The sequence below is a fragment of the Sphingomonas alba genome, from assembly GCF_023516555.1.
Lineage (GTDB): Bacteria > Pseudomonadota > Alphaproteobacteria > Sphingomonadales > Sphingomonadaceae > Sphingomicrobium > Sphingomicrobium album.
On sequence record NZ_JAMGBD010000001.1, the window covers coordinates 1,052,233 to 1,075,213 of the forward strand.

The 22,981-nt window shown below is 63.3% G+C and carries 20 protein-coding genes; 9 read left to right on the forward strand and 11 right to left on the reverse strand.

What is annotated here, in order from left to right; all coding sequences use genetic code 11:
* Nucleotides 1-5: 5 nt before the first annotated feature.
* From LZ536_RS05565 to panB, 3 genes are all read right to left on the reverse strand, one after another.
* Nucleotides 6-716 (reverse strand): tetratricopeptide repeat protein, encoded by a 711-nt coding sequence (locus LZ536_RS05565; protein ID WP_249847297.1) that lies wholly within the window; start codon nucleotides 714-716, stop codon nucleotides 6-8.
* 146 nt (nucleotides 717-862) lie between these two features.
* Entirely contained in the window at nucleotides 863-1,828 is a 966-nt protein-coding gene (gene corA / locus LZ536_RS05570; RefSeq protein WP_249847298.1) for a magnesium/cobalt transporter CorA, read from the reverse strand.
* A gap of 9 nt (nucleotides 1,829-1,837) precedes the next feature.
* Nucleotides 1,838-2,707, reverse strand: coding sequence for a 3-methyl-2-oxobutanoate hydroxymethyltransferase (gene panB / locus LZ536_RS05575; protein WP_249847299.1), 870 nt, complete (start codon nucleotides 2,705-2,707; stop codon nucleotides 1,838-1,840).
* Between the two features lie 155 nt (nucleotides 2,708-2,862).
* Between panB and LZ536_RS05580 the strand changes: the two genes are divergently transcribed.
* The gene (locus LZ536_RS05580) at nucleotides 2,863-3,189 is read left to right on the forward strand and encodes a hypothetical protein (protein ID WP_249847300.1); all 327 of its coding nucleotides are present in this window, start codon (nucleotides 2,863-2,865) and stop codon (nucleotides 3,187-3,189) included.
* A gap of 16 nt (nucleotides 3,190-3,205) precedes the next feature.
* On the opposite strand, the gene LZ536_RS05585 is transcribed toward LZ536_RS05580, so the two are convergent.
* On the reverse strand, nucleotides 3,206-3,637 hold the full coding sequence (locus LZ536_RS05585; protein WP_249847301.1) for a hypothetical protein: 432 nt from the start codon (nucleotides 3,635-3,637) through the stop codon (nucleotides 3,206-3,208).
* A gap of 138 nt (nucleotides 3,638-3,775) precedes the next feature.
* On the opposite strand from LZ536_RS05585, the gene LZ536_RS05590 reads away from it, so the two are divergent.
* Nucleotides 3,776-4,792 carry a sensor histidine kinase gene (locus tag LZ536_RS05590; protein WP_249847302.1) on the forward strand — a complete coding sequence of 339 codons (1,017 nt, stop codon included), beginning with the start codon at nucleotides 3,776-3,778 and terminating at the stop codon, nucleotides 4,790-4,792.
* Here the strand turns inward: LZ536_RS05590 and LZ536_RS05595 are convergent.
* Nucleotides 4,789-6,693, reverse strand: coding sequence for a hybrid sensor histidine kinase/response regulator (locus tag LZ536_RS05595; RefSeq protein WP_249847303.1), 1,905 nt, complete (start codon nucleotides 6,691-6,693; stop codon nucleotides 4,789-4,791). The genes LZ536_RS05590 and LZ536_RS05595 overlap by 4 nt on opposite strands.
* Before the next feature lie 159 nt (nucleotides 6,694-6,852).
* On the opposite strand from LZ536_RS05595, the gene LZ536_RS05600 reads away from it, so the two are divergent.
* On the forward strand, nucleotides 6,853-7,101 hold the full coding sequence (locus LZ536_RS05600; protein ID WP_249847304.1) for a DUF2171 domain-containing protein: 249 nt from the start codon (nucleotides 6,853-6,855) through the stop codon (nucleotides 7,099-7,101).
* 13 nt (nucleotides 7,102-7,114) lie between these two features.
* On the opposite strand, the gene LZ536_RS05605 is transcribed toward LZ536_RS05600, so the two are convergent.
* On the reverse strand, nucleotides 7,115-8,461 hold the full coding sequence (locus LZ536_RS05605) for a sensor histidine kinase (protein ID WP_249847305.1): 1,347 nt from the start codon (nucleotides 8,459-8,461) through the stop codon (nucleotides 7,115-7,117).
* Nucleotides 8,451-9,824, reverse strand: coding sequence for a sigma-54-dependent transcriptional regulator (locus LZ536_RS05610; protein WP_249847306.1), 1,374 nt, complete (start codon nucleotides 9,822-9,824; stop codon nucleotides 8,451-8,453). The genes LZ536_RS05605 and LZ536_RS05610 overlap by 11 nt, the downstream gene beginning before the upstream one ends.
* 188 nt (nucleotides 9,825-10,012) lie before the next feature.
* Here LZ536_RS05610 and LZ536_RS05615 point away from each other — a divergent pair, with 188 nt between their 5' ends.
* The 3 genes from LZ536_RS05615 to LZ536_RS05625 are packed head-to-tail and all read left to right on the forward strand — an operon-like array spanning nucleotide 10,013 to nucleotide 14,565.
* Nucleotides 10,013-11,329, forward strand: coding sequence for an efflux RND transporter periplasmic adaptor subunit (locus LZ536_RS05615; RefSeq protein ID WP_249847307.1), 1,317 nt, complete (start codon nucleotides 10,013-10,015; stop codon nucleotides 11,327-11,329).
* A gap of 18 nt (nucleotides 11,330-11,347) precedes the next feature.
* Nucleotides 11,348-12,028 (forward strand): ABC transporter ATP-binding protein, encoded by a 681-nt coding sequence (locus tag LZ536_RS05620; RefSeq protein ID WP_249847308.1) that lies wholly within the window; start codon nucleotides 11,348-11,350, stop codon nucleotides 12,026-12,028.
* 38 nt (nucleotides 12,029-12,066) lie between these two features.
* Entirely contained in the window at nucleotides 12,067-14,565 is a 2,499-nt protein-coding gene (locus tag LZ536_RS05625) for an ABC transporter permease (RefSeq protein WP_249847309.1), read from the forward strand.
* A 210-nt stretch (nucleotides 14,566-14,775) separates the two neighbouring features.
* Here the strand turns inward: LZ536_RS05625 and LZ536_RS05630 are convergent, their stop codons facing one another.
* Nucleotides 14,776-15,354: a L,D-transpeptidase family protein gene (locus LZ536_RS05630; protein ID WP_249847310.1), complete on the reverse strand. Its 579-nt coding sequence runs from the start codon at nucleotides 15,352-15,354 to the stop codon at nucleotides 14,776-14,778.
* Nucleotides 15,355-15,784: 430 nt separating this feature from the next.
* Nucleotides 15,785-16,288 carry a hypothetical protein gene (locus tag LZ536_RS05635; RefSeq protein WP_249847311.1) on the reverse strand — a complete coding sequence of 168 codons (504 nt, stop codon included), beginning with the start codon at nucleotides 16,286-16,288 and terminating at the stop codon, nucleotides 15,785-15,787.
* 131 nt (nucleotides 16,289-16,419) lie between these two features.
* Between LZ536_RS05635 and LZ536_RS05640 the strand changes: the two genes are divergently transcribed.
* On the forward strand, nucleotides 16,420-18,570 hold the full coding sequence (locus LZ536_RS05640) for an RNA degradosome polyphosphate kinase (RefSeq protein WP_249847312.1): 2,151 nt from the start codon (nucleotides 16,420-16,422) through the stop codon (nucleotides 18,568-18,570).
* Nucleotides 18,567-20,015 (forward strand): Ppx/GppA family phosphatase, encoded by a 1,449-nt coding sequence (locus tag LZ536_RS05645; RefSeq protein ID WP_249847313.1) that lies wholly within the window; start codon nucleotides 18,567-18,569, stop codon nucleotides 20,013-20,015. Before LZ536_RS05640 ends, LZ536_RS05645 begins: the two co-directional genes overlap by 4 nt.
* Here the strand turns inward: LZ536_RS05645 and LZ536_RS05650 are convergent.
* Together LZ536_RS05650 and guaA are read right to left on the reverse strand one after the other, a co-directional pair.
* Nucleotides 20,012-20,488 carry a hypothetical protein gene (locus LZ536_RS05650; RefSeq protein ID WP_249847314.1) on the reverse strand — a complete coding sequence of 159 codons (477 nt, stop codon included), beginning with the start codon at nucleotides 20,486-20,488 and terminating at the stop codon, nucleotides 20,012-20,014. The genes LZ536_RS05645 and LZ536_RS05650 overlap by 4 nt on opposite strands.
* A 25-nt stretch (nucleotides 20,489-20,513) precedes the next feature.
* Entirely contained in the window at nucleotides 20,514-22,067 is a 1,554-nt protein-coding gene (gene guaA, locus LZ536_RS05655) for a glutamine-hydrolyzing GMP synthase (protein WP_249847315.1), read from the reverse strand.
* A gap of 127 nt (nucleotides 22,068-22,194) precedes the next feature.
* Here guaA and LZ536_RS05660 point away from each other — a divergent pair, with 127 nt between their 5' ends.
* Nucleotides 22,195-22,965, forward strand: a complete 771-nt coding sequence (locus LZ536_RS05660; RefSeq protein ID WP_249847316.1) for a DUF4097 family beta strand repeat-containing protein — start codon at nucleotides 22,195-22,197, stop codon at nucleotides 22,963-22,965.
* Nucleotides 22,966-22,981: the final 16 nt, after the last annotated feature.

Sequence of the window (22,981 nt, forward strand, 5' to 3'; positions counted from 1 at the left end):
CAGTCCTATCGGGCTGCGGCAGGCAGCGACGCAGTGGCGTCGACGCCGAGCGTACCGGCGATCTGCACCGCGCGGCTACGGATGGTAATGGGAACCTGCTTGTCGGCGGCCATGGCGGCGAACATGCGCCCCGCCTCGCTCTTCTTGCCCTGCTTGAGCATCGCCATGGCGGTCAGTTCGCCGGCGCTGCCGAACCATGGATTGCCGGGCTTGGCGAGCGTCTCAAGCCGGGAGATCACGTCCTCGGGCTTGATCTGGTCGAATTCGAGCGCGGTCAGTCGGATCATCGCCATGTCGCGATAGGGCTGGGCCAAGTCCTTGTCGTTGGCGACGGCGCGATATTCATCCATCGCCGCCTTACGGTCCGACTTGTCCAGCAAGAGTGCTGCATGGGTAAGGCGAGCGGCGGCGCTGATGCCTTCCGACTTCGAGCCCTGGAGTGCCGGCAGGTCCTTCTCGGCAGTGGCGATTTGCCCGCCGCCAATCTCCACCATGACCTCGTTCAGCTTTTCGGTGTCGGCTTCCGACGCCTTCAGCTGGCGGTCCTGCCAATAGAGATAGCCGGCGACTGCGGCGAGGAAGAGGAGGACGGCGCCGACGATCCACGGCCCGTTCTTCTTCAGGAAATCCTGGGCCTGGTCGCGGCGTAGATTCTCGTCGACTTCGCGGACGAAGGATTCGGCTGGGTCGGTGGGAAGCGCCAATTCGGTCCTCATGCCAAGGGGATAGGATTCACCAGCTGCTTCCTTCCCCCCTCATAATGAACGAAAGCTGGCTCGGGCGCCCGTCTAGCGAACCGCGGAAGAAAGGCAAAGGCCCAAGCGCAGGTCGTGCGGCGCACGACCTGCACTTGGGCCCTGCGTCAGAGCCAGCCGCTTCGGCGGAAGCGGCCGTATAGCAATGTGCAAAGGGCGACGATCACAACGAGGACGACATAGTAGCCGTACTTCGTGTCGATCTCGGGCATGTTGGTGAAATTCATCCCGTAAATGCCGGCGATCGCGGTCGGCACCGCCAGAATTGCCGCCCAGGCGGCCAGCTTGCGGGTGATTTCGCCCTGCCGCTGCTGCTCGAACAATGTGCTGACCTCGAACACGCTGGCAATCGCGTCCTTCACTGCATCGACGCGCGTGCTGACACGTTGCACGTGGTCCAGCACGTCGCGGAAATAGGGCCGGATATTGGCGTCGATTACGGGCAGGTCGACGCGCACGAGCCGGCTGCAGACTTCCGTCATCGGGCCCAGGTGCCGCTGGAAACGAATGACCTCACGCCGCAGCGCGAACAGCCGCGAGACCTCCTCACGGCTGAGGAAGGCATCGACCGCAGAGGTTTCGATCGCCAGCACGTCCTCCTCGATCTCCTCGACCACCGGCTGATAGCCGTCGACGATGAAATCGAGCACGCCGTGGAGCACATAGTCGACCCCATGCGCGAGAAGCTTCGACGATGCCTCCAGCTGCGCCCGCAGCATGCCGTGGTCGCGGACAGATCCGTGGCGAACCGTGACGATGTGGCGTTTTCCAACGAAGATGGCGGTCTCGCCATAGCTGATGGCGTCGTCGCGGAAGCTAGCGGTCGTCGCGACGACGAACAGCTGGTCGCCATAGACTTCGACCTTGGGCAGTTGATGCGCCTTGTGGGCGTCCTCGACAGCCAGCGGGTGCAGATCGAACTTTTTCTGGAGCGAGGCGAGCTCCTCCTCCGTTGGCTCGACGACGCCGACCCAGACGAACTCATTTTCTTCGCAAACCAGGTTCGGATCGTAGAGGTTGACCTCCTCGACCCGTTCGCCTCCGCGATATTTGTAAGCTGCTACCAGGGTCATCGGCTGAAACTAACTCTTCGGCCGGTAGGTCTGGTCGGCGGTGGGGAAGCCTCGATCGATCACTTCCTGGCGGTATTTGGCCGCCGCCGTGCCGATTTCGCTCGCGAGGTCGGCGTAGCGCTTCACGAAACGAGGCGTCCGCTCGAACAGGCCGAGCATATCCTCGGTGACGAGCACCTGCCCATCGCATTGGGCCGAAGCGCCGATGCCGATCACTGGGGCTTTCACCTCAGCGGTCACCTTGTTTGCAATCTCTTCCATAACCCCTTCGACCACGATCAGGAACGCGCCGGCTTGATCGACCGCCTTGGCGTCGGCGAGGATTTTCTTCGCCTCATCCGAGCTCTTGCCGCGCGCGCCGTAGCCGCCGAGCACGTTCACCGCCTGCGGCGTCAGGCCGACATGGCCGATAACCGGGATGCCGCGGTGGGTGAGGAAGTCGATCGTCTCCGCCATCGCCTCGCCGCCTTCGAGCTTCACCGCCGCGCAGCCGGTCTCCTTCAAGATTCGCGAGGCGCTAGCGAAGGCCTGTTCGGGCGAACCCTCATAGCTGCCGAACGGCATGTCGACCGCGACGAGGCTGTGCCAACTGCCACGCACCACCGCCGCGCCGTGCGCGCACATCATTTCCAGAGTTACCGGAACGGTGGAAGGCAGCCCGTAGATCACCTGCCCCAGGCTGTCTCCGACCAGCAAGACCTCGCAATGCGGATCGAGCAACTGGGCCATCCGCATCGTGTAGGCGGTCAGCATGACCAGCGGCTGCTCGGTCTTCCCGTCTTTCTTGCGGGCCCGGATGGCGGGGACGGTCATGCGCTTGCCGGGGACCGGCGAGGGCGTCGCCCGGCTCGTCGCCGTATCGATGGTGAAAGTCGACATGAGCGGCCTTCTAATCGTTCGCTTCCCCGTCAGCCACCCCACCGGTCCAACAGGCCACCGATGACGAGCCGGAACGACCGGAACCGCACCTTTATGAACGTGGGTTGGTCAACGCTCGGCGCATTTGCGTGCGCTTACAGGGAATGGAGATCATCATGTTCAAGACACTCATGGCCGGGGCACTTTTGACGCTTGGCGCTGGGGTCGCGCTCGGCCAGACCGAGATTCCGCCCGATTCAACGGCCCCCGCAACCGCCGATGTCCAGGCCACCGCCAAGGAAGATCCGGCGCCGGCTGCGGGCGCCGCGGCCAGCACCGACGCGCAGGCCTCCGCGAAGGCGGATCCGGCTGCTAATGCCGATGTGAGCGCCAGTGGGGAAACCGATGCAAAGGCCGACCTTGCCGACGCGCGCAAGGCCAAGAAGGCCAAGCAGAAAGCCGAATGCCTGAAGGTCAACGTCGGCAAGCCGCACGACTGTTAGGAAGGCGGAAGACTGGCTAGCGAAGCCAGCCTTCCTTCCTTGCCCGGCGGGCCAAGTGCCAGACGGCGTAGCAGATCACGCCGACGATGAAGGGCATGAACAGATCGTCTGAATTTGTCAGGTTTCGCAGTGCCGGAACCAGGACCATCCCGCTGAACTGAACGACGACTGCGAGGAAAGAGAGCAGCAGCAGCGGCTCCGACTGACGCCGGCGCATCACGAGCAGCACCGCGCCGGCAATGCCCGTGACGACGGCAAAACCCCACGCCGCGTTCATCCAGGCCGGCGTCGCGGCCCAGGCAGCGCGTTGGTCGAGAGGCAGCGAGGCGGGGTCGGCCATCGCCTGCATGAGAAACATCGAACAACCGAGCGCTTCCCAAAGGACTGCTGCAATTGCCGCCGCTGTGAACCAGCGCGGCGCCGCAACCGCGCTTTGCTTCACGTCCATGCCCACCTCCCCTTTGCAGATCTCAAACTGCATCCCAGGCTGGTCCGACTCAACCCGTCGGCCTGGTTTACATAGCTTATTGCGGCGGGTTGCGACTCGTGAGAAGTTTTCCACAGCCGGCAGGGCAAGCTGGCCAGAGTGGGGCGGCGTATCAGAAGGATTTTTCGTTCACGGCTTCCGGAGCGCTTTGCGGGCAGGCTGCCGCCGATCCTTGTTGAGGTGGCGGTAGGTGTCGGCCTGCCTCTCATCATCTTTGCCGCGCGCCTGCTACTCTATCCCCTGGTAGGCGAGACCGCGCCGCTGGCGCCGATTTTCGTCGGCATCGCGGCCGCGGCGGTGCTGGCTGGCTGGCGCGCAGGGCTGATGACGCTGATCCTGGGCCAGGCCCTGATCTGGATCTTCATCATGGCGCCCCGGGGCTCGCTCGGTCCCAAGGAGGCCGTCGCGACAAGCGCTTTCGTGACCGCCACCGCCTGCGAGTTGGCGATCCTAGCCATCATCGGATTGTACCAGCGCGAAATCGCGCTCGCATGGTCGAAGCGTGAATCGCAGCTGGGGTTGCTGCAGCAGGCGCTGAAGGAAATCGATCACCGCACCAGCAACAATTATCAGACCGTGCTGGCACTCGTCCTGGCCCAGGCGAAGAGCGCCGACGACGCGACCGTCAAGAACGCGCTGCAGCAGGTCGCCGACCGCATCAAGGCCATCGCCGACGCGTCGAAAAAGCTCGCCGTCGCCAGCGAGAGCCTCGAGGAGGTGCGAATTGCCGACCACCTCCACGAGCTTTGCCGGCAGATCGAGAAAGGCTTGTCCCGACCCGGAGTCCGGCTGACCTGCGCTTTTGACGACATGATCCTCGACGCCGATTCGACAGTCCGCATTTCCATCCTGGTCAACGAACTCGTCACGAACGCACTGAAGCACGCGTTTCCCGACGGACGTCACGGATCGATCGGCGTCAGCCTGAGGAAGGCTGGCAAGGAGATTGAGCTCGTTGTCGCTGACAATGGCGTCGGCATCGACGGATCCGGCAAGAGCCGCGGCACCGGCCTCGGCTCAAGACTGGTCCAGACTTTCGTCAAGCAGCTGAAGGCCAAGCACGAGGCAAAATCGGACGAAAACGGTACTCGGCACACCATCCGTTTCGCCGGCTAGCCTGCTCGCTTATCTTGAATGGCCGCCGCGATCGCGGCGGCGAGGGTGGTGCCGTCATACGGCTTGGCTACGACCGCCCAATGATTTGAGTGCTTGCCCACGAGCTCGTCACTGTAACCTGTGGCCAGCAATATCGGCAGGTTGGGACGAGCCTTCTCTATGGCCTGCGCCAGCTGCAAGCCGCTGAGACCCGGCATGACGATATCGGAAAAGACCAAGTCGAAATCCTGGGCGAGCGCCTTTTCCAAGGCTTCGTCGCCGCTTTCGCAGGCATGGACCTCGCAACGCAGGTCTTTCAGCAACTCCGCTGCAAACTCCCGAACCTGTAGATTGTCCTCGACGAGCAGGACCTTGAGGCCGTTGGGCAGGGCCGCGCAATTTTCACCAGGCGTGTCGTTTTCGACCGTCTTTTGCGTGCGGAGAAGAATGATCCTGACTTCGGTGCCGACACCCTCTTGCGACCTGATCTCGGCGGCGCCGCCGGCTTGAGCCGCGAAGCCATGAATCTGGGAGAGGCCGAGTCCGGTACCCTTGCCGATTGCCTTGGTGGTGTAGAATGGCTCGAAGACCCGCTTGAGAACGTCAGGAGGAATTCCCGGCCCGTTATCGCGGACGCTGATGCAAATGGCATCGCGGCCCTCCAGCTGGCAGTCCGACGTCGACAAAGTCAGTTCACCGCCCTCCGGCATGGCGTCGCGGGCGTTGACGACAGCATTCAGCAACGCAGTCTCAAGATGCGCGGAATCGACCTCGACGACCGGCGACTTTGAATGAATCTCAAGATTGACCTTGAACAGCGATCCCAGCATCCGCCCGGTCATTTCGGCCAGGGCATCGAGTCGCACGGCGAGATCGATTACGACAGGATTCAGCGACTGCCGCCGCCCGAAAGCCAGCAAGTGGTCCGTCAGCGCCTTGGCGCGCCCCGTTGTCTCGACGATGGCCTCGAGATAACGAACTTTCTTTTCCTCGGGCAGGTCGCGATTCTTGAGCAAGAAGTCGCTCGCCCCGGCGATCACGGTCATCAGGTTGTTGAAATCGTGGGCGATGCCTCCGGTGAGTTCGCCCAACGCCTGCAGCTTTTGCGATTGCGCCAGGACTTCCCTGGTCTGCTCAAGCTCCTCCTGTGCGCGCTTTCTCTGGGTAATATCGCGAGTGATCTTGGCGAAGCCGATATGCTCCCCTTGCTCGTTGAAGATCGGATCGATCAGGACATGCGCCCAGAATAACGTTCCGTCCTTGCGCACGCGCCAGGCTTCGCGCTCGTATTTTCCCTCCTTCAGCGCAATCTGGAGCGCCCGCTCGGGCTCGCCGTTTTCCCGATCTTCTTCGGTGTAGAAACGGGAAAAGTGCTCGCCGACAATCTCGTCCTCGCTATAACCCTTGATCGTCTCCGCACCGGGATTCCAGTTGGTAACGCGCCCGCCATTGTCGAGCATGTAAATGGCATAATCGGTAACGCCCTGGACCAGCATCCGGAACGCCTGTTCGCTTTCGTAGAGCGCCCGGTCATGTTCGCGTTTGTCGGTGATATCGCGCGTAATCTTGGCAAAGCCGATCAGCTTCCCGTCATCACCCCGGATCGGATCGAGTACTGCATTGGCCCAAAATCGGGTGCCGTCCTTGCGGATCCTCCAGCCTTCGGCTTCGTAACGTCCTTCCCGAGCGGCGATCCGCAAGGCCTTGCCAGGCAGGTCTGCCGAGGCGTCTTCGGGCGTGAAGAAGCGCGAGTAATGTTTGCCGATGATCTCGCCGGCCTTGTACCCCTTGAAACGCTCGGCGCCTGGGTTCCAGGTCGCGACGCGACCTTCCGTGTCGAGCATGTAGATGGCGTAGTCGGTGACAGAGTTAATCAGCAGCCTGAAACGCTGCTCTTCCGACAGAGCCAACAAGTCGGACAAAGGCGCTTCCTCTCAAACGCATGCGCTAAACGCCGCATGCCACACCCGCCCCGCCGCGACTTGTATGGCAAACGCCGACGCAATCAAGTGCGGACCGTCATCGTAACGAAGCTTATTCGGTGCTAGGGCGTTGATCCGCCCAAACTGATGGAGAAAGCGATGAGCATCGACCAAATCCGTGAAGGTATGGAAGTCATCGGCGCCGACGGGGTGCATGTCGGAACCGTCGACCGGATCGAAGGCCACCGCATCAAGCTGACCAAGGCCGATAGCGGCAGCGGCAGCCATGAGGGCCACCACCATTTTCTCTCCGCAGGCCTGATCGCCGGTGTCGAGGGCGACCAGGTGCGTCTGTCGGCGACCGCAGAAAATGCAGAGCTGTTCGAGGAAGAGCAGGACGAGGGCTAAGCCCGCGCCGTTCTTAGATCACCAGAATCAGGCTGGCGCCGCCCTCGGGTGCGTCGCCGGCGCTGATCGATCCGCCGTGCGCCAGGGCCACTTGGCGGGCGAAGCTCAGGCCGACTCCGCTGCCGCCCTTGTGCGTGGTATAGAACGGCAGGAAGATGTCGTCCCGACGATCCGGCGGGATGCCCGGGCCATTGTCCCGGATTTCGATCCTCACCTGCCCTCTCGGCTGCCGGACGATGGCGAAACGAAGCTGTGGCTTCGCGACGTCAGCAGTCGCCCGGATGGCGTTGCGCAACAGGTTGATGAGCGCCTGCGCCAGGAGTTCGGGGTCTCCACTGACCTTCAAGGTCGGCGGCGTCACGTCGATACGGGTATCGATCTCACGATCCGGCATGCTCGCGGTTGCCAGGCGCAAAATCTCCTCCGCCCAGGGCTTGGCCGGGAAGCTCTGGCGATGGACTTCCGGCGCCTGCGCGAATTCGCGATAGCTTTCGACGAAGCGGGAGATGCCTTCGGCGCGGCGGGCAACGGTTTCGGTTGCAATGCGCGCATCGCCGAGGTCGATACCCTTGGCCTCCGCAGCCGCGACCATTTCCGCCGCGGACCGCGCAAGCGACGTAACCGGGGTCAGCGAGTTCATGATTTCGTGGGTGAGAACCCGGACGAGGTCCGCCTGGGCCGCGATTTCCAGAGCCCCCAACTCGCTCTGCACGGGCAGGATGGAAAGGACGGTGACTCCGCCTTCCAGGCGCGCGACATGGGCTGACGCGAAAATTGCCCGGTGCGGCACGCCCTCGATCATCAGACGCGTGATCTTACGCGTGCCCGGCGGCAATTGGACCGCGGCGGCAAGCTCGGGTCCCAGCTCGCGCAAATCTTCCGCGCGGGCGATGTGTAGCTGGGCCATCAACTGGCGCGCCGATTTGTTCAGCATCTCGACCTTGCCGTCCTGGTCGATGGCGACCAGCGCGCTCGGACTGTCGTCGACAATGGCGGACAAATAGCGCGCTTCGGACGAAGCGCTGACGTGGCGCGCCTGAAGCTGCTTCAACGCCGCATCGAGCGTGTCGCCAAGGACGTCGAAGCCGCCGCCGCTGGGATCGGAGAAGCGCTGCGCATAATCCTCGAAGCGCACGGATTCGATGAACCGTGAGACCTGGAAATTGGTCCGGCGGATGAAAGCCCAGAGGCTGGCGAGCGCCGCGAAGGCGATGAGCAGCGCGACCATCCGGGCCGCGCGCAAGTCGGCCATCCGCATGGACTCGATGAACAGCCAGATTGCCGCCAGCAGGACCGCCGTCCGCCAGGCGAGACCGAACTCGAAGCGGCGGCGGAAGGCCGGCTTCTGCTTAAAGGCCATGCTTTTCCATGCGCCGGTACAGCGCGCCGCGGCTGAGCCCCAATTCCGACGCCGCGAGCGAGATGTTGAAATGGTGCATCCGCAATGCTCGCTCGATCATCTGCTTCTCGAGTTGGTCGAGATTGAGGTTGCCACCCAGCAATTGCAGCGACGGCGCATCCGGCCGGCTCGGCAGCGGAAAATCCTCGATCCGGTAGCTATCGCCGTCCGCAAGGATGACAGCGCGCTCGGCGGCGTGGCGCAGCGCCCGGACATTGCCCGGCCAGTCGTAATTGACGAGCAGGTCGAGGGCGTCGCCGCCAAGCTCCCGTACAGGCTTGTCGTACTTGCGCGCATATTGAGAGAGATAATGCTCCAGCAGCACGGGAATGTCTTCGCGCCGTGCCCGGAGCGCCGGCAAGTGGATCTCGATTGTATTCAGCCGGAACAGCAGGTCCTGGCGGAAGCGGTTTTCGTCCGACAGCTTCTCGGCGGACAGGTTGGTCGCGGCGACAACGCGGACGTCGATCGGCACCGCCTTGTTGGCGCCGACCGGGACGACCTGCCTTTGCTCCAGCGCGGTCAGCAGCTTGGGCTGGAGATGCAGCGGCAGATTGCCGATCTCATCGAGGAACAGGGTACTGTGGTCGGCGGCCTTGAGGCGGCCGAGACGGTCGGAAGACGCACCGGTGAAGGCGCCTTTCATGTGACCGAAAAGCTCGGATTCGAACAGGCTCTCGCTGGTCGCGCCAAGGTCGATGGCAACCATGGGCTTGCCTGCACGGCGCGACAGGCGATGGATTTCGCGAGCGACGATTTCCTTGCCGGTGCCGTTCTCGCCGAGGATCAGGACATTCGCGTCGGTCGGCGCCGCCCGCTCGATCAGCTGGCGCACACGGCTCATCGCGTCGGACTTTCCGAGCAACGGCGTCTCGGCGCTCGACTGGCCGATTTCCGTCGACCGTTCTCGCTCCAGCCTTGCCTCGATCCGTGTCCGCCTTAGGGCGGCCGCGCTGCGTACCGTCGCCGCAAGCCGCTCATTGCCCCACGGCTTCGCGACAAAATCGCTGGCGCCCCGCTTGATCGCCTCGACCGCCACCGACACCGCTCCATGGGCAGTGATGATGACCACCGCCGCATCCGGGTCGAGCTTCATGATCCGGCCCAATTGCTCCAGGCCTTCGCTCCCATCGGTTGCGCCGCGTTCAAAATTCAGGTCCAGGAGGATGACGTCGGGCGAGTCCTTCTTGAGCACCGTCGCCAGTTCATCCGGCGCGGTCAGTGTCTCGACCCTAGCGAAAAGCTCGCGCAGCGCCAGCCGCGCGGCGAGCGCGATGTCGGGATCATCGTCAACCACCAGGGCAAAGTCGAAAGGCTGGCTCATCTCGTTTCGACCCTAGCGCCATTGTCCGGAAACGAACAGCTACATTTGTAGTCAAAGCCAATTTGGCACGCCGCTTGCAGCTATTTGGGCATGAGCGGATCGATTACAACCTGTTTCGTGAGCGTAGGGGCCGTTGCGGCGCCGTTATTTTTGTCCGTTTTCGGACACGAACTGTCCGGAGCCGAACAATGAGCGTGATGGAATTCCGCAAGAACGAGCACGAAGAACCCAGTGCGGTCAGCGGCGGCGCGATGGACAAAGTCGTCGTCCGCAAGCGGATCGACAAGCGCATCCTGATCGCCGGTGCCGGCGGCTTGGCTCTGATCTTGATCATCGCCTTCTGGCTGTTCGCCCCGCGCGCCGGTTCGCAATCCGTTGCCATGGACCGGCTGACGATTTCGACGGTCGACAAAGGCGTGTTCGAGGACTTCCTGCCGCTCCGTGCCCGCGTCACTCCACTGGTGACCGTCTACCTCGACGCCGTCGAGGGCGGCCGCGTCGAAAAGAGGGTCGTCGAGGACGGCGCCCAGGTCACCGAAGGCCAGTTACTGGCCGTCCTGTCCAACGCTGAATTGCAATTGTCGACTCTCGAGAAGCAGGCTGAGGTCGAGCAGCAGCTCAACAACATGCGCAGCCAGGAACTGGCACTGACCCAGACCCGCAATTCCAACCTACGCGACCTCAACCAGGCGGAGACGGACCTCGCTAAGGCCCGGCGGCTTTACGACCTCCAGAAAGATCTCGCCGACAAGGGTTTCGTCGCGAAGAAGACCTTCAACGACACCAAGGACGACCTGCAGTATCAGCAGCAGCGGTTGGCGATCCTGCAGCGCAGCATCGCCCAGACCGAGGCGCTGCAGTCGAGCCAGCTGGTCCAGCTCCGCGCGGCCGCCGGCTCGCTCAGCTCGAGCATGGGTATCGCTAGGAACAGCCTCGGCCAGCTCAATATCCGTGCGCCTGTAACCGGGCAGCTCAGCGGCTTCGACATCCAGCTCGGCCAGTCGCTCCAGCAAGGCCAGCGCATCGGCCAGATCGACAGCGCCGGCGCCGACAAGCTGGTCGCTGACGTTGATGAATTCTATCTCGGCCGCGTGCGCGCCGGCCAGACCGCGACGGTCGATGCCGACGGCAAGACCTATCGCATGAAGGTGACGAAGGTCCTCCCCCAGGTCCGCAACGGCCAGTTCCAGGCGGAGCTCATTTTCCTTGGAGCCGAGCCGCAATCGATCCAGCGCGGCCAAACCTTGCAGGTCAAGCTGACGCTCGGCGATTCCAGCCGCGCGGTGCTGATCCCGAACGGGGCCTTCTTCAACGATACCGGTGGCCAGTGGGTGTTCGTCGTCGACAGCGGCGGCAGCAGCGCCACCAAGCGTCAAATCCAGATCGGCCGAAAGAATGCCGACTTCATCGAGGTGCTCGGCGGGCTGAAGCCCGGGGAGAAAGTCGTCACCTCTTCCTACAGCGGGATGGTCGACAAGGACCGTCTGAATTTCGAGAGCGAATAAGAGAAAGGGACCTGTTCCATGCTGACCATGACCGGCCTGACCAAGACCTACCGCACCGACACGGTCGAGACGACCGCGCTCGACGCCATCGACCTCGACATCGCCGACGGCGAATTCGTCGCGATCATGGGCCCGTCGGGCTGCGGCAAATCGACGCTCCTCAACGTCATGGGCATGCTGGATAGCCCGACGGCAGGCTCCTATGTCTTCAACGGCCATGAAGTCGCGGGGCTGAGCGAGACGCAACTCGCCGACACCCGCAAGGCCAACATCGGCTTCATCTTCCAGAGCTTCAATCTGGTCGACGAGCTGACGGTCCGCGAGAATGTCGAGCTCGCCCTCCTCTACCACAATATCCCGGCCGGCGAGCGCAAGGCGCGCGTCGATCGCGTGCTCGACAAGGTCGGCATCGCCCACCGCGCCAAGCACCGTCCGACCCAGCTGTCCGGCGGCCAGCAGCAGCGCGTCGCTGTCGCCCGCGCACTAGTGGGCGAGCCCAAGCTGATCCTCGCCGACGAGCCGACCGGCAACCTCGACACCGCGCACGGCGAAGAGGTCATGCGGATGCTCCGCCAGCTGAACCAGGAAGGCTCGACCATCGTCATGGTCACGCACTCCCCGGCGCATGCCGACTTCGCCAGCCGCATCGTCAACATGCTCGACGGCCGCATCCTGCAGGAGCGGCGCCGCGCGGCCTGAGCCGCCGCGGTCTGAGGTGCACCATGGGATCAAGGAGCATGGCCATGTGGAGGAATTACTGGACGGTCGCCACGAGGGCGCTGGCCAAGAGCAAAACCTATTCGATCATCAACATCGTCGGCCTGGCCATCGGCATGGCCGCGTGCGTCATGATCCTGCTCTACATCCGGTACGAGCAAAGCTACGACAAATGGCTTCCGGACGTCGACAACACCTACCAACTGCAGGCCTGGTACCCGCATCCTGAGGATGGCGAGCCATTCTTCCTGCAAATGTCGGCAGTCGTCACTGAAAGCCGCGTGAAGAAGGATTTCCCGCAGGTCGAAAAGGCGGTCTACGTCCAGGGCGCGGGCCCGGTCTTCTACCAGAACGGCCAGGCCAGCTCGACCAAGGACTATCTGTTCGCCGACGGCGATTTCCTCAGCGTCGTGAATCTGCCGATGAAGTACGGCTCGTCATTGCCCGAGGCGCAGACCGCGGCGATGAGCGAGACCGAGGCGCGCAACCGCTTCGGCACCGACAATGTCGTCGGCCGCACCTTCACGGTCATCTCGCGCGGCAAGAAGCGCGACTTCAAGATCACCGGCGTCTTCAAGGATATTCCGAAGAATTCCTCGATGAAGATCGCGGCCGTCCTGCGGCTCGATTACGTCGCTTTCAACGCCGACAACCCGTCGTTCCTGACTTGCTGGGGCTGCCAGTCGGGCTGGGTTTACCTGAAGCTGCGTCCGGGTTCGGACATCAAGGCGATGGAAGCGCAGATGCCCTCTTGGGAAAAGCGCAACATCCCTGACGAGCCGAATGCGGGAATCCGCTACAATGCCGGCGACGACCAGGACTGGCACTTCGTCAACCTGAAGGACGTCCACCTCGGCAAGGCCCAGGGCGGCGTCATGACGCCGGGCAATGACGAGAAGTCGATCGCGACCTTCGCCATCATCGCCCTTTTGATCCTTGGCATGGCGGTGGTGAACTTCACCAACCTTGCCACGGCCCGTGCAAGCCAGCGTGCCCGTGAGGTTGCTCTGCGCAAGGTGCTGGGCGCGAACCGGCGGCAGCTGATCGTCCAGTTCGTCGGCGAGTCCGTGTTGATCTCGGCTGCGTCGATGTTGCTGGCATTGACGCTCGTTGAGCTACTGGTGAAGCCGTTCGCGGCCTTCCTCGATGCCGACTTGTCGCTGCACTATTTCGGGCAAGGCGGGATCCTGTTGCCGGCCATCGCCCTGACGCTGCTGGTCGGTATCCTCGGCGGGCTCTACCCGGCCTTCTTCCTGTCCCGCTTCCAGCCGGCGCAGGTATTGAAGGCGAACCGTTCGGCCGCCGAAACGCCGGGTTCGGGACGGCTGCGCACCGCGCTCGTCATCCTGCAATTCGCTGTTTCGATCGGCCTGATCATCTGCACCGCGGTCATCTACGGCCAGACGGTCTACGCCCGCTCGGTCGACCCGGGATACAAGCGCGACCACATCATCCAGGTCGATGAACTGTCGCGTGCCCAGCTTTGGCCCTTTGGCGAAACCATCGTCGATGCGTTCAAGCGAGTCCCCGGCGTCACCGCCGTCGGCCGCACCGAGATCGGCGTTGCAACCGACAATAACAACAACACCGGACTCATCCCGCCTGGCGCCAACAAGCAGGTCAACATCGGCCAGTACAGCGTCGATGAGGGCTTCTTCTACGCCATGGGACTGAAGCTGGTCGCCGGGCGCTGGTTCGACCCGAACCGGCCGATGGACGACATGACCACGCCTTATCCGACCGACGAAAACGTCGAGCGCCAGTTGGCGGCGCGCGGCGTCAACGTCGTCCTGAACGAGTATGCGGTTCGGAAGCTCGGCTTCAAATCGCCGCAAGATGCGATCGGCAAGGTCGTGCGCAGCGAGCTGTTCTCGCCGGGCACGGGCGTCGTCAACATCACCATCATCGGTGTCGTGAAGGACAGTCGCTTCCGGACCGTTCGCCAGCCGATCGATCCGATCATGTTCCGCAACATCAACCTGGGCATTTCCTGGGCCATTGTCCGCTACAACGGCGATCCACAGGCGGTTCGAGCCGGGCTTGAGCGGGCGTGGAAGCAGATCACCAATGAAGTGCCCTTCACCGCCAAGTTCAGCGAGGACATCATGGCCGAGCTGTACAAGGCGGAGGACGCGCGGGCGAAGATCTTCGCCGCCTTCGCGATCCTGGCGGTGATCATCGGCTGCCTCGGCCTCTTCGGCCTTGCCGCCTTCACGGCCGAGCGTCGCACGAAGGAAATCGGCATCCGCAAGGTGCTGGGTGCCCGTACGCGGGACATCGTCCGGCTGCTTGTCTGGCAGTTCAGCCGGCCGGTGCTGGTCGCCAACATCATTGCCTGGCCAATCGCCTGGTGGATGATGCGCGACTGGCTGAACACCTTCGACCAGCGGATCACGCTTGGGCCAATCCCGTTCGTGATCGCCGCCGCGGTGGCGTTGACGATCGCCATCGTCACCGTCGTCGGTCATGCCATGAAGGTGGCCCGGGCAAACCCGATCCACGCGCTCCGTTACGAATAAAGAGGGGGAAGATGAGGTTCGGGCGAGCATTGTCCATTGCTGCTGCGGCAATGCTCGCCACGGCCTGTGGCGCCCTGGGATTTCCCGAGCCCCGGGCGCCACTATCTTCTTATGCGCAAGCGGATTGTCCGGAGCACAAGGCGACGCACGGCGCCGCCGCAACCGCGCCATTGTCGGCGCAATTCAGCTCGGCCTTGATGCCGTGAGGGCTTAGCCCTCGATCACCACTTTCGTGCCGATCTTGGTCATGCCGTAAAGTTTCTCGGCAAACTTGAGCGGCAACCGGACGCAGCCGTGGCTGGCGGGGTAGCCGGGGTTCGGTCCGGCATGGAAAGCAATGCCCTTGGGATCGTACATCTGCATGAAGGGCATCGGCGCATTTTCATACTTGCGGCTGTGTCCCAGCTTCTGCTTCAGCATCACGTTCCAGAAGCCGAGCGGGGTCTCACGGCCTTTCTTGCCGCTGGAGATGGTGGCGACGCCGACCAATTGGTCGCCGCGATAGACGTAGAAGAGCTGCGTCAGGAGGTCGACGACGACCTTGGTGTCGCCAGCTTCGGGAATGCTCGCCGCCCACTTATATTCGCCGGGCTTTAGCGCCAGCGGACCGAAAATGGCGACGGCGTCCTGGTGCGCCTGCGGGGCATTGCCCTGCGTCCAGCGATAGGGAAGCGGCGCGGGCGTCACGACGGCGACGGGCCGCGGCGGTGGCGGAGCGGTCGTGCAGGAAGCCAGCAAAGCCGTGCCCACGGCGGCCATCATCCAATTCCGGTATTTGCCCACTGTCACCCTCGCTGCTTGAGACGTGCACTGCACAGCCAATCCGCGGCATCGAGTCAACCGCAAGGTAAACAATAAGTTACTGTTAACGGAACGATTTTCCCCTGTTTCAATCTGGCGCAGCGGCGGAGACGCCGGGATATCGCCCTTCAATTCGAGTTATATCACCGGCCATGCTTACCAGGGCATCAGTGCAGTCTCCCGAGCGCCGGCATGGATCTCGCCGGCCTGTCGAGTTGCGCGCCTTCGCGGTTCAAAGTTGCGGGCAAGCCGCGGAGGCGCGCATCGAAAACCTCTCTCACGATGGTTACGGCCTTTCCTGTGACGACGGCACACCCGGATGCGGCAATCAGCTTGAGCTTCGCATCATTCGTCTCTGAGCCATCGACGCCGAGGTCTGCTGGTCGGAAGACTGCCGCGCCGGCTGCCACTTTATCGGCTAGATCGCCTTTAACGGTGCCTTGGGGGTCGCCCGCTTGCGCGCGGGTGCCTTTTTAACAGCAGCCTTCTTCGTCACCGTCGCCGGCTTGGATGCAGCCGTCTTGCGCGCGGCAGCAGGCTTGCGTTTCGTCGTTGTTTTCCGAGCAGCGGGCTTACGCGCTGGCGCAGCACGTTTCGGCGCTTCGGGCGGCACGAGATCTAGCGTTTCAAGGCTTTTGCGGCCGACGTCGAGTGCCAGCGTCCACAGCGCCGAGCCCTTCTCGGCGGCGTCCTTGCCCAGCTTTTCAAGATTGTCGCCGGCGGCGGTCGCAAGCTTGCGCGCCTTGGCGGGATTCCTGAGGGCCGCGGCAGCGCCAACCAGCGCGGCGGCGACGATTTCAGCGACGGCCGGATTGCCGGCCAATGCGGCGCCCATTTTCCCGAGCTTAGCGGAGGTGCCCAGCCTTTCCGCCTTCTTTGCGGCCTTCTTTTCCTTCTTCGATTTCTTGTCCTTCTTCGCCACGCCTACTCTCCAAGCCTGTTGAGCGACAGAAAACAGGGACGTAGGTGACTTGTGCCACCCTCACAATCATAGGTTATCCGGAGTTGCCCCGCTTGCCCAAGTTCCGCCCTTCGGCCTAGCAAGCCCGCGCCATGAAGTATCAGGCTTCCAAAGAGATCGCGCCGCCTCCAAGCGATGATGTGCCGCGCTATTTCAACCGTGAGCTATCGTGGCTGGCGTTCAATCGCCGCGTCCTCGAAGAGGCGAGCAACGCCGCGCACCCGCTACTCGAACGGCTGCGCTTCCTCTCCATTTCCGCCACCAACCTCGACGAATTCTTCATGGTCCGGGTTGCTGGCCTCAAGGCGCACCAGGCGCTGGGTATCGAGAAAGTTTCGAATGAGGGCCTGACCTCCAACCAACAGCTGGCGGCGGTCGGCGAGGCGGTCGACCTGCTGGTGATGGACCAGCAGCTTGTCTGGCTTCACCTTCAGGAAGACCTGATCGCGGTTGGGGTCGACGTCATCGAAATGGAGCCGCTCGATGCCGCAACGGAGTCCTGGCTCGACAAATATTTCCGCGAGCAGATCTTCCCGCTGTTGACGCCGCAGGCCATCGACCCGGCGCATCCTTTCCCCTTCATTCCCAATCGAGGATTTTCGCTCATCTTCGAAATCCGGAAGGGCAAGACCGCGGTTCACCAGCTCATCATGCTGCCGGTCGGCTTGCCGCGCTTCATCCGCATCCCCGGCAAGGACACGCGGTTCATTGCACTCGAAACACTGATCCGCCGTAAGACCAGCTACATCTTCCCCAAATATGACGTGATCGGCGGCGGCGCCTTCCGCATCCTGCGCGACAGCGACATCGAGGTTGAGGAAGAGGCCGAAGACCTGGTCCGCTACTTCCGCACCGCCATCAAACGCCGCCGGCGCGGCCGGGTCGTCCGCCTCGAGCTTGAACCGGACATACCGCCCGGCCTGATGGAAGTCCTCGCCGAGGGTCTCGATTCCGACAACGCGATCACCTCAGAAATTCGCGGCTTCCTGGGGATGGGCGATTTGTCGCTGCTGGTGGAAGAGGACCGGCCTGAACTAAAATTCCCTCCTTTCGACCCGCGCTTTCCGGAGCGTATTCGCGAACATGGCGGCGACTGTTTCGCGGCGATCCGCGCCAAGGATATCCTCGTCCACCACCCCTATGAAAGCTTCGACGTCGTCGTCGAATTCGTGCGCCAGGCCGCCGCCGATCCCGCCGTCGTCGCCATCAAGCACACGCTCTATCGCGCCGGCCGAACCTCGCCCATCGTCCGCGCCCTCATCGACGCCGCCGAAGCCGGCAAGTCCGTCACCGCCGTTGTCGAATTGAAAGCCCGCTTCGATGAGGAACAGAATCTCCTGTGGGCGAGCGAGCTGGAGCGCGCCGGCGTCCAGGTCGTCTACGGCTTCGTCGAGTGGAAGACCCACGCCAAGGTGTCGATTGTCGTGCGACGCGAAGAGAAAGGCTTTCGCACCTACTGCCACTTCGGAACGGGCAATTACCATCCGGTGACCGCGCGCATCTACACCGACCTCAGCTACTTCACCGCCGACGCGCAGACCGGCCGCGACGTCACCAAGATGTTCAACTTCATCACCGGCTATCTCGAGCCCCGAAACCTCAAGACGCTCGTCCTATCGCCCAACCAGATGCGCACCGAGCTCATTCGCCTGATCGAGGTCGAGATGGGCCACGCCCGCAAGGGCAAGCCGGCCGAAATCTGGGCGAAGATGAACTCGCTCGTCGACCCCGCCGTCATCGACAAACTCTACGAAGCGAGTGCCGCCGGCGTGAAAATCGATCTCGTCGTTCGCGGCGTCTGCTGCCTTCGCCCGGGCGTCACGGGCCTTAGCGACAACATCAACGTCAAGTCGATCGTCGGCCGGTTTCTCGAACATGCGCGCATGTGGTGCTTCGCGGACGGCAAGGCGCTGCCGAACGCAGACGCCAAGGTATATATCAGCTCGGCCGACTGGATGCCCCGCAACTTCGACCGGCGCATCGAATATATGCTGCCGATCGACAACCCCACGGTTCATGCGCAGCTCCTCGACCAGGTCATGGTCGCGAACCTTCTGGATAACCAACAGAGCTGGCGGCTTCTGCCTGACGGAACCTACGTGAGGCTGCAGGCTAAAGCGACCGAGGCTTTCAACCTCCATCATTATTTCATGACCAACGTATCGCTCTCCGGCCGCGGGCAGTCGCTCAAGAAGGGGCGCCGCGTTCCCAAGCTCAAGTTCGATCGTCCGCAGAAGGCATGAGTGACCGCAAGCGCGCCGCCGTCATCGACATCGGGTCTAACTCGGTCCGCCTCGTCGTCTACGCCGGCGCCCAGCGCTCGCCTGAGCCCATCTTCAACGAGAAAGTCATGGCCGGCCTCGGCGCGGGCCTACAGCGCAACGGCGACCTTTCCGGCGCCAGCATGGAAAGCGCGCTCGCCGAGCTGACCCGCTTCCGCCTGCTGCTCAACCAGTTCGGGATCGACGATGTGCATGTCGTCGCCACCGCCGCCGTCCGCGATGCCGGCAACGGCCCGGATTTCGTCAAGGCGATCCGCAAGCTCGGGCTGCCGTGCCGGGTGCTGGAAGGCGAGGAAGAAGCTCGGCTCGCGGGCGCCGGGGTCATTTCCTCGACGCCGAGTGCCGACGGTCTCGTTGCCGACCTTGGCGGCGGCAGCGTGGAGCTGGTCGACGTCGCCAACGGGGTTACCGGCGAAGCCTTTTCCTTGCCCCTCGGCACGCTGCGAGCGGCCGCTGACGATGACGGTGAAGAGGCGGCGCGCAAGCTGCTCAAGAAGTCGATCAAGGAGCATGGCCTGCGTGGCGCAGCACGCGGTCGCACATTCTACCTTGTCGGTGGCTCCTGGCGCTGCCTCGCCAAGGCGCACATGGCGCTGGTCGACTATCCGCTGCGCGTGACGCACGAATATCCCCTGCCGACCAACGGCCTCGGCAAGCTCCGCAAGTTCGTCGCATCCGACGACCCGCGCATGCCGAAGGACATCTCGCCAATGCGGCTCGCCGGCTTGCCGGTCGGCGCCATGCTGGTGAAGCTACTCGCGGAAGAGTTGGAGCCTGACGCAATCTTGGTCTCGGCCTTCGGCATCCGCGAGGGCCTACTCTATTCACTGCTCCCGAAGCGCATCCGCGCGACCGACCCGTTGCTGGCTGCGCTGGATGACAGCGGCCATCACGACTTCGATACCTATACCGACGGCTTCGTACTCGACGAATGGATCGGTAGCCTGTTCGACGACGATCCGCACATGGCCCGCATCCGCTGCGCTGCAAGCCTGCTTGCTGCCTCTGCGGGCAAGGCAACGGGTCCATTCCGCGCCGAGCGGGCGATCGAAGCGGCGCTGCACGGCAATTGGCCGGCCATCAATGCCCCCGAACGTGTGCTCTTGGCGCAAGCTCTGCGCTCCTCATTCGGGCGAATGCGGCCAATTGCTCAGCCGCTCGCCGACCTCTGCCACGAAGAGGACCTCATCCGCGCCCACGAATGGGGACTGGCCCTGCGCTTGGCCCTGCGCTTCTCCGGGGGCGCCTCGCCGATCCTGAAGTCGAGCGGGCTGGAAGCGGAAGACGGATCGCTGAGATTGGTCGTGCAGAAGGGAAATGCCGCGCTCGTTACCGAGGTCGTCCAGCGCCGCCTGCTGGAACTGGCCGACGCGCTGGGTCTCGGAGCGGTGATTGCGGCCGGCTAGCCTGGCAATTTTTCAAGCGCATCCGTCAAGACTCCGCGTACACCCTCGATGGTGTACGGATCGTCGGAATGCGCAGGCGACCCGTCGCGTTCGAAGTGCGGTCGCTCATCCATTCGACGGCCCCATTCGACATCGGCTTCACGGACGATTTCGTGAAGCAGCGGCTCGGTATCAAGGATGCGCCGCAGGTACTCTGCCAATACCCGAAGCGGTTCATCGAGGCCGTTGAGCAGCGCCGCACTTCCCTTGAGGTGGCGCTGAAGCTGAATCTCAAGGGCGCCGCTGGTATCGTCGAGATTGTCCCTCAGCCAATTGCCCACTTGCGTTTCGGCCTGCTGGATCGGCGAAACGGGCGAGGCGCCTTTCATCGCGCCAGGCCCGGCCATTCGGGCAAGGGCTTCCTCGGGCGTGAACTTCCGTCCTTGCCGAAGCTCCTGTTCGATCTCTTCCGGCGGCTTGTCGTCTTCGCCCATCGCCCCGCCTTTCGCAGCTTCTAATTCATTCCCATTCGATCGTGCCTGGCGGCTTCGACGTAAAGTCGTAGACCACGCGGTTGATGCCCTGGACTTCATTGACGATGCGGGTGGCAACGCGGCTCAGGAACGCGGGGTCGAACGGATAGACGTCGGCGGTCATGCCATCGACGCTGGTCACGGCGCGCAGTCCGCAGACGCTGTCGTAAGTCCGCGCATCGCCCATGACCCCGACCGTCCGCACCGGCAACAGCACCGCAAAGGCCTGCCAGATGGCGTCGTAGAGTCCGGCGTTGCGGATTTCTTCAAGGTAGATGGAGTCCGCCTTGCGCAGGATGTCGCAGCGCTCCTTGGTGACCTCACCCGGAATGCGGATCGCGAGGCCGGGCCCCGGGAACGGGTGCCGTGAAACAAAGGCTTCAGGCAGGCCGAGCTCGCGGCCAAGTTCGCGGACCTCGTCCTTGAACAGCTCGCGCAGCGGCTCGACCAAAGCCATGTTCATGCGCTCTGGCAGGCCGCCGACATTGTGATGGCTCTTGATGGTGACGCTCGGCCCGCCGGTGAAGCTGACGCTCTCGATCACATCCGGATAAAGCGTGCCCTGCGCGAGGAAGTCGGCACCGCCGATCTTTTGCGCTTCGGCTTCGAAAACGTTGATGAACTCGGCACCAATGAACTTGCGCTTCTTCTCGGGGTCGGTGACGCCCTCCAGCCCGCCAAGGAAGTCGGCGCTGGCGTCCACATGAACCAGCGGGATGTTGTACGAATTGCGGAACAGCGACACAACCTGCTCGGCCTCGTTGGCGCGCATCAGTCCGTGATCGACGAAGACGCAGGTCAGTTGCTCGCCGATCGCCTCGTGGATCAGCACGGCGGCGACAGCGCTATCGACGCCGCCCGACAGGCCGCAGATCACCCGGCCCTTGCCGATCTGGTCGCGGATCTCGGCGATCTTGGTGTCGCGGAAGGCGGCCATGGTCCAGTCACCCGAGCAGCCGCAGATGTGCCGCGCGAAATTGGCGAGCAGTTTGCCGCCATCCGGCGTGTGGACGACTTCCGGGTGGAACATCAGGCTGTAGCGTTTCGCCGCTTCGTTGGTTGCTATGGCGAAGGGTGCGCCCTCCGACTTCGCCACCACCTCGAACCCGGGCGCCAGACTGTCGACGCGGTCGCCATGGCTCATCCACACCTGGTGCGTTTCGCCAACCTGCCACAGGCCGTCGAACAACGCGCTGGGGCTGACAATCTCGATAAAGGCTCGCCCGAATTCCTTTTGGTCCGACGTCACCACCTGGCCGCCCAGTTGCTGATGCATGGTCTGCTGGCCGTAGCAGATGGCGAGGAGCGGCAGGCCGCTGTCGAACAAGGCCTGCGGCGCGCGCGGGCTTTCATGCTCGGTCACCGACGCCGGCCCCCCCGAAAAGATGATTCCCTTGGGCTGCATCCGGCGAAATGCCTCTTCGGCGGCGCTGAAGGGCACAATCTCGGAATAGACGCCCGCCTCGCGCACCCGCCGGGCGATCAGCTGCGTCACCTGGCTACCGAAATCGACGATGAGGATGGTGTCTGAGGGCGTCATGGCGAGCCGATAGATAGTGGGTGGCGCACTGTCAAAGGCGGGCGCGAGCTCCGGGGCTTGCATCTATCGATTACATCTGTCATCGATGCGCTTGCAGCAGCAGTCTTTCTCGCAGGAGCGACATTCCATGCTTCCAACCCCACGTCATGCCGCCATAGCGTTGGCAGCGTCCCTGCTGGCTGCGGCCGCCTCTGCGCAAAGCCAGAACAACGGCACCAACTCCATGGCCGTCAGCGAGACCATCGACCGCACCGTCGAACTATCGCCTGGCGCCGACGTCTCGCTCGAGTCCATCGCGGGCCCGGTGACGATCGAGACTGGCAATGGCCCGACCGCGCAGGTTCATATCGTCCGCGGCGCGGCCACTGCGCGCGAACTCGCCTGTTACCAGACCAAAGTCGACGCCAGCGCCAGCCGCCTCAAAATTTATCACGTCCAGGACAAGAGCCGCGAGTGCAACAACATCCGCTCGCGACAGGAAGTGCGCCTCGTCCTCCCGCGCTCGGCGAATATTTCGATGTCGTCCGTCGCCGGTAACGTTGAGATCGCGCCGACCGACGGCAAGCTGGAGCTCAGCAGCATCGCCGGCCAGGTGCGTGCCCATGGCGTACGCGCCGCGGACCTCTCCAGCATTGCCGGCGGCCTCGCAATGACGCTCGGCCAACTCGATCAGCGCGGCGTGCAGGTGTCCAGCGTCGTCGGGGCGACGGACCTTCGCTTCGCCTCGGGCACCAATGCAGACGTTCATGTGGACAGCGTCGTCGGCAGTGTCACGAGCGCCACGCCGGCGATCGCCATCAGCTACAAGTCGGGCAGCGCCGTTGCCCGCGTCGGCTCTGGCGGGACGCCGGTCAACATCTCCTCGGTGGTCGGCAACGTCACTCTCCAAGGCAATTAAACTTAAGCGATTGCTT